The following is a 6,991-nucleotide window of genomic DNA, read 5'->3' on the forward strand; positions in this document are numbered from 1 at the left end:
GCCAGGAGCACCGGCCCCGTCACCGCCGCGGGCGGCGCCGCCGCCCGTCGCGCCACCCGGTGGTGAACGCGGCTTCGACCCGCTCACCAGCGCGTGGTCGGAGGTGGCCTACCGGTCGTCCTCGTCCTGGCGCTCCTCCGGCCCGGGTACGCCGCCGGTGCCGAACGGCATACCCGGCGGTTTCGCCGTGGTGGACAGGTACACCGCGGTGGACGACGTCACGGCGGGCACTGTCACGAACACCGCCGGGCCGGCCGGCCCGGCGGCCTCGGACGCGCCGGCCGCGAACGGCCGGCCCTGGTTCGAACCGCCGACCTACGATCCGCTGTTCGACCAGGACACGTTCATCAGCGTGCCGCCGCACCCGTCGAGCGACCGTCGCACACGCGCTGTCCCCCTCCGCCACGAGGCACGCCCCGGGGATGCCCGGCGCCCTCCCGAGCCGCCGGACGCCGGTCACGACCATGCCGGCCCGCCGCCCGGCCAGAACCACCCGGAGCAGGACCAACGAGGGCAGGAGCAGGGCACCCAGGGACGGGGGCCGCGGGAACAGGACCATCTGCCGCACACGCTGGCGTCCACGCAGCACCCGGCACCCGTATCGCCGCCACCGCCAGCGGAACCGCCGGTGGGCCCGTCCACCGCGCCGTTCCCGACCGTCCCCGGTGGGAATCCCCTGTTCCCGGACGGCGACAGCCCGCGCGGCGGGCACCGGCCCGGGCCCGGCCAGCCGTTCCCCGGCCCGGCCGGAACGGCTTTCCCGTACCCCGGCAGCCCTTATCCGAGCAGCGAATATCCGGCGCCGCCGCCCGCCCCCCGGCCGGCGGTGGCCGGCCAGCAGAACAACCGGCGGCCACCCGACAGCAATTTTCATGTGACCGGTGGACTCGCGGGAACAAACAGCCGGCGGCCGCCCGACAACGAATTCCAGGTGACCGGTGCACCCGCGGAGCGGAACAACCGGGAAGCCCCCGGCGGTGATCCGGGCGCGGCAGCGGCGAAACTCGGCCCGGCCGCCGCGGGAAATCCCGGGGAACCCCAGCGGCCGGTGCCGCAGGACGGTACGCCCGGCCGGCTCATGACCAGCGCGCTGCTGCCGGCCCGGCCGGCTGTCCCCACCCGGGGCTGGCGCCGGGTTCTCTGCAGAATCTCCGGCGGAAGGGTCAACCCGGGGCTCTCCGCCGACGAGGCCCGCCACCGCCTGCTGGTCGAGCACATCAGCGCTCCTCTGAACGACTGCCACCGGATCGCGGTGATGTCCCTGAAGGGGGGCGTCGGCAAGACGACCACCACGGTGGGGCTGGGCTCGGCCCTGGCCAGCCTGCGCGGCGACCGGATCGTGGCGATCGACGCGAACCCCGACCGTGGAACGCTCGGGGCCAAGGTGCCGCGGGCATCCGAGAACACCGTCCGGGACCTGCTCGACAACGCCGGCTCGGTGGGCCGTTACGTGGACGTCCGCAGATATCTGTCACAGGCCGCCAGCCGGCTGGAGGTACTCGCCTCCGCCAATTCCCCGGAACTGTCCCAGGCGTTCACGGACACCGACTATATGGCCGTCGACGGCATTCTGGAACGGTACTACTCGATCCTGCTGACCGACTGTGGCACCGGAATGCTGCACAGCGCCATGCCCGCCATCCTGGAGCTCGCCGACACGCTGGTGGTCGTGAGCAGTTCCAGCGCGGACGGCGGCTCCTCCGCCAGCGCCACCCTGGACTGGCTGGACGCGCACGGGTACACCGCGCAGGTGAAGAACGCGGTGACGGTCATCTCGACCTTTCCGATGAACCGGGAGTCGGTCGATCTGGACGCGCTCGAACAGCATTTCGCCGCCCGCACCCGCCGGGTTGTCCGGGTACCTTACGACCCGCACCTGGCCGTCGGCGGGAACATTCTCCTCGAAGAGATGCGGAAAGCGACCAGGAAGGCCTTTCTGGAAATCGCCGGCGCGGTCGCCGAGAGGTTCGGCCTGGAAAGCCGGAAGACACCCGGCCAGGCGTCCGGGGCACCCGGGGCGCCGGCCGCTTCCAGGGCTCCCGCCCGACCGGTGGAGCTGGTCGGGCGGATCCGGTAGGGGCCGGCGGGCCCGCGGCGCCGGCCGGGCAGCGGCCATCCGCGAGCTTCCGGTCCGGCATGCGGCGGCGTGCCGCGGGGGCGTCCCGCGGCACGTGCCCTGGGCTGCCTGGGGCGTTCAGCGGGTGATGGCCGCCGTCAACGCGCGGACGCCGGGCCGGCGCAACTGGTTGGCCACCGTGGAACGGCCCGCCAACATCCGTCCGAACAGGCCGAAACCGCCCGGGACAACGGCCAGGGACGCGTACAACAGGCCGGGACGGCGGGCGAAGACCGCCTGCACCTCACGACCGGCGTCCATCTCGGGGCCGAGGGCCGCCTCCACCCGGCGGGGATAGTCGCCCAGCGCGCTCGGCTCACCGGCGGCGGCGCGCGCGGCCGCCTCCCCGGCCAGCCGCCCCGAACGCAGCGCGAAGGAGATCCCCTCCCGCGTCCACGGGTCGAGCAGGCCGGCCGCGTCCCCGGCGACCAGCACCCGGCCACGGCGCAGCGGCGAGCCCACGGCCCGCACCCGCGCGAGATGCCCGGAATCGTGCAGCGGCGTCACCCCGTCCAGGCCGAGCCTGCGCACCACGTCGGCGTAGTAGGCGCGCAGGGCGCCGCCATCGTCCCGTGAGCCGATCACACCGACGGTGAGGATCTCACCCTTCGGGAACAGCCAGGCGTACGAGCCGGGTACCGGGCCCAGGTCGATCAGCATCCGGCCGGCCCAGCGGCGTGCCACTGCGGCGTCGACCGGGAACTCGCCCTCCAGACCGACGTCGACCTGGTCGAGACGGACCCCGACATAGGTGCCGACCCGCCCGGACGTGCCGTCGGCGCCGATGACCACCCGCGCGGCGACGTCCGGGCCACCGCGTACCGTCACCGCGACCCGGCCGTCCGGAACATGACCGTCCACGACACGGCCGGCCGCGATGCCGTGGCCGTCGACGGCATCGTGCTCGCGTATTCCCGTGACGTGGACGCCGGTCCGGATGACCGCCCCGGCGGCGTGAGCCGACCCGACCAGCGCCCGGTCGAACTCCGAGCGCATCACCATGGACAGCATCGGCCGGCCCGGCCGACGGCGGGTACGCGCCAGCCGGCCGTCGAGTGCGACCGTGAGCTGGTCGACGCTCGCGCGGGTCAGCCGTGACAGGTCGATACCGGCATGATCGATCGACAGGCCGACCAGGCCGCCGCCGCAGGTCTTGTACCTGGGCAGCTCGGCGCGTTCGAGCAGGCACACGGTGGCACCGGCCCGGGCCGCCGCGCGGGCGGCGCTGGCCCCCGCCGGACCGGCACCGACGACGACCACGTCGAACATGCCACCGGCCGGCCCCAGCCGATCGGTAGCGGTAGCGGTAGCGGTGCGATCATGCCCGTCCTGTGCCGTCGACGGCCGGGCCTCGCCAACCACCGGCCGGTCAGGCGGGCCGGACGAACTGGGCGCGCCGGGAGAACCGAGCGAGCCGGGCAGGTCGTCGGACGGGCCGGGAAGGTCGTCGGACAAGCCGGGCAGGTCGTCGAGCGGGCCGGGCGGCATCAGCGCAGCGTGAGGGTCCGGCCGACCACACCGGCGCGTACCCGGCGTTCCGCCGGGGTGAGCGGGGTACGGTCGGCAACCGCGCTTTCCAGTTGATCGCGCAGCGTAGCGGCTGCTTCCTCGCAGCTCGCCGCGTCGGCGTCCGGCGCCAGATCCCACACCGGAACGACCAGGCCGTCCACCCGGAGCGAACCGACAAAACGGGATCCGTCACCCACAGTAAGAATATTGGCCGCCGCGAGCCGGGTGAGAGCGTCCAACAGCGGCTCCTCGTCGTACGGCTGGACCCAGCGCAGATGCGCCCGCTCCCCCGGGCGGCACCAGTAGGCCGCGTCCACCGAGGTCAGCCGGGCCGTCGGGACCACGGCTGCGTTCGCCCGCTCCAGCAGGGCCACAACCTGTGGATCCGGGCTGCCACCGTCCTGCGACGGCGGGAGCCACCAGGTGAACCCGGCGTGGACGGTGATGTCCAGCGGCGCGGGATCCAGCAGGTCCACCAGGGTCGGAGCGGCCCGGCCGCCGTCCGCCCGCGCGCTTCCCGCCGGGGCGGGCCGCGGGATGACCGGCGTGCCGGGATCCGCGTCGAGAGCCTCGAGCAACGCCCGGGCGATGTCCGCGCCCGCGTCGTCGCTGACGGTACCGGTCTGCATCGCCAGCAGGATCTCCCCGTTGTCCCGGACGAGCGCAGGCACGGCCTGCGGCAGCATCGTGCTGAGCACGATGGAACGGCCGGCGTGCTCGGGATGCTCCTGGAGGTGACCGGCGGCCAGCGTCAGCGGGGCGGTCGCGCTGGGCACCAGCTCACGCAGAGCCACCAGATCCGGCTCATCGGCCCGGCCGGCGAAGGGCCGCAGGACGGGCGCAGGGCGCCGCCGCACGCCGTGGCACGCCTTGTAGCGGCGCCCCGAGCCGCACGGGCAGGGGGACCGCGGCCCGACGGCCGGGAGCTCACCCGGCCCCGGCCGGGAGGCGGCCGATCCCGCCCCGGCCCCGGGCGCCGCGCCACCGGCGGGCAGGCCGACGGCGGCACCGGACGCGGCGGGCGACGGCACAGGAACACGGGCGGTCTGTCGGCGGGCGATCACGTACTCCTCGGGCTCGGCGGATGGCGCTCTGGCAGTGGGTACAGGCCAAGGCTAGTACCCGCGTCCGACACTCCCGGGCATCGGCACGGAGCACCGGCCGCCCGTCCAGCCTGGACGGGGCAGCCCGGACGAGACAGGCCGGGCTGGGCTGGGCCGGGCAGGAGCGGGCAGGAGAAGGACGGGCAGGACAGGCCCGGGCTGGGCCGGACTGGGCCGGGCACACGGCGGATGGTTCCCGAAGGAGCGGCCGCGATCACGGAACAGCCAGGTGATCACCGATAGGCTCGAAGCGGCAGCGCGATGGGAAGCGACAGCGCGGCGAAAGGCGACAGCGTGGCGAGAGAGGCTGCATGAGCATCGACCAGCACGAGCTCTCCGGCGACGCGGCGGCGGTCACCCGTCGGATCGGCGTGGTGACGTTCCCGGGTTCGCTCGACGACCGGGACGCCGCCCGCGCGGTCCGCCTCGGCGGCGGCGAGGCTGTCCCGCTCTGGCACGGCGACACCGACCTGTCCGGGCTGGACGCGGTCGTCCTGCCAGGTGGTTTCTCCTACGGCGACTATCTCCGCGCCGGCGCGATCGCGCGCTTCTCCCCGATCATCGGCGCGGTCGTGGACGCGGCCCGCGACGGGCTGCCCGTCCTCGGCATCTGCAACGGGTTCCAGGTGCTGTGCGAGGCCGGGCTGCTGCCCGGGGCACTCACCCGCAACGCCGGCCTGCACTTCGTCTGCCGGGACCAGCCGCTGCGGGTGGAGAACGCCGCCACCGTGTGGACGTCCGGCTACACCGCCGGCGACGAGGTGGTCATCCCCGTCAAGCATGGCGAGGGCCGCTACGTGGCAAGCCCGGGAACGCTCGCCGAGCTCGAGGGTGAGGGGCGGGTCGTCGCCCGCTACCTCGGCGGGAACCCGAACGGATCGGTCGCCGACATCGCCGGCATCTGCAACGCGCAACGCACGGTCGTCGGGCTGATGCCGCATCCCGAGCACGCCGTCGAGCCCCTGACCGGCCCCGGCTCGGACGGCCTGGCCATGTTCCGCTCGGTCCTCTCCCACCGGCGCCAGCCCGCCGCCGCGACCGGCTGACCGGCCGGGCGGCCAGGCCGGGGCTGGTCAGACCAGCCGGCCGGACCAGCCGGGCCAGGGCGGCGACGCGTCAGGTGAGCAACGCTTCGGCGAAACGGCGGAGCCAGACGTCGAACGGGTCGTTGCCGGCGGTTATGCGCAGGACGACCTGGTCAGCGCCGGCGGCGTGGTACTCGCGGACGCGGGTGACGATCGTGTCGAGGCTCCCCCACGCGGTCACCGCGTCGACGAGCCGGTCGTCGACGTCCGTGATCTGTTGTTCCGTGAACCCCTGCCGGAGGAGGTTGCGCCGGTAGCCGGGAACGGTGCCGAGGAACCGCAGCGGTTCGGCGGCCGCGGCCCGTGCGGCGGTGGGATCCGTCTCGGGCACGACCGACAGCAGCACCGCCAGCGCCGAGTCCGCGCCGAGCGTCGCCCGCGCCCCCTCGACGTACTCCGGGGTGACCAGGAAGGGATAGGCGCCTGCGGCACGGTCGCGGGCGAGGGCGAGTACCGCCGGGCCGAGCGCGGCGAGCACTCGTGCGGCCGCGGGTACCACCGGGGCTTCGGTGTCGAGGTCGTCCAGGTAGGAATTGAGCGTTTGCAGCGGCCGGGCACCGTGCGCGCCACCGAGGCCGACGACGAACCTGCCGGGCGATGATTTCTCGAGATCCGCATATGCCTGAGCCACCTCGCGCGCCGGCACCACGTCCACCGAGAGAATGCCGCTGGCCACCTGAATATGCTCCGTCGCGCGCACGACGCGGCTGATGACGGGCAGGTTGTTGCCCTGGCCGCCCGGCAGCCACAACGTCGAGTAGCCGAGGGCTTCCGCCTCCCGCGCGATGTCGATCTCGGCTTCGGGATGATCCGCCGAAAGCCCGGAAGCCGCGATACCGATCGGTCCAAGAATCACCATAGCCCGCATAACCCCGCGGCCGGACGTTCCTGTTCCGCCTTCACCAGGCCCCTTCAACGAATCTTTTTCAAGATCTTTCCGTCAGGCCGTCGTCCTTCGCCGAACTCTCGTCCGGTCGGCATCCGCTCACCGGGAGCCCTGGGGCATCCGGATGGAGCATGATCCGGGCGAGTTTGTCGTTGTGTACGGTTTTCGGGCCGCTGGGCGTACACAACGACAGACTCACGCCGATCTTCACCGCCGGCAGCCGGCAGCCGGCACCGGCGGACGTCGCTGTCGGCGGGATTACGCGGCGGCCGGTGGGGTGGGGGTGGTGAAC

5 protein-coding genes are annotated in these 6,991 nt (G+C 73.6%); 2 read left to right on the top strand and 3 right to left on the bottom strand.

The features are described from left to right. Positions 1-2,077 (top strand): MinD/ParA family ATP-binding protein (locus AC5LSR_RS09375; protein WP_493468358.1); only part of this gene is annotated, 2,077 nt, incomplete at its 5' end. Positions 2,078-2,194: 117 nt separating this feature from the next. On the opposite strand, the gene AC5LSR_RS09380 is transcribed toward AC5LSR_RS09375, so the two are convergent. Continuing rightward, positions 2,195-3,385: a geranylgeranyl reductase family protein gene (locus AC5LSR_RS09380; RefSeq protein WP_250289553.1), complete on the bottom strand. Its 1,191-nt coding sequence runs from the start codon at positions 3,383-3,385 to the stop codon at positions 2,195-2,197. Between the two features lie 218 nt (positions 3,386-3,603). Next, positions 3,604-4,689, bottom strand: coding sequence for a DUF5926 family protein (locus AC5LSR_RS09385; RefSeq protein ID WP_493468359.1), 1,086 nt, complete (start codon positions 4,687-4,689; stop codon positions 3,604-3,606). A 350-nt stretch (positions 4,690-5,039) separates the two neighbouring features. Between AC5LSR_RS09385 and purQ the strand changes: the two genes are divergently transcribed. Next, the gene (gene purQ, locus AC5LSR_RS09390; protein ID WP_250286603.1) at positions 5,040-5,774 is read left to right on the top strand and encodes a phosphoribosylformylglycinamidine synthase subunit PurQ; all 735 of its coding nucleotides are present in this window, start codon (positions 5,040-5,042) and stop codon (positions 5,772-5,774) included. Between the two features lie 70 nt (positions 5,775-5,844). On the opposite strand, the gene AC5LSR_RS09395 is transcribed toward purQ, so the two are convergent. After that, entirely contained in the window at positions 5,845-6,672 is an 828-nt protein-coding gene (locus tag AC5LSR_RS09395; protein ID WP_250286601.1) for a TIGR03620 family F420-dependent LLM class oxidoreductase, read from the bottom strand. Positions 6,673-6,991: the final 319 nt, after the last annotated feature.

It is taken from the genome of Protofrankia sp. CiP1_Cm_nod4, assembly GCF_982290645.1.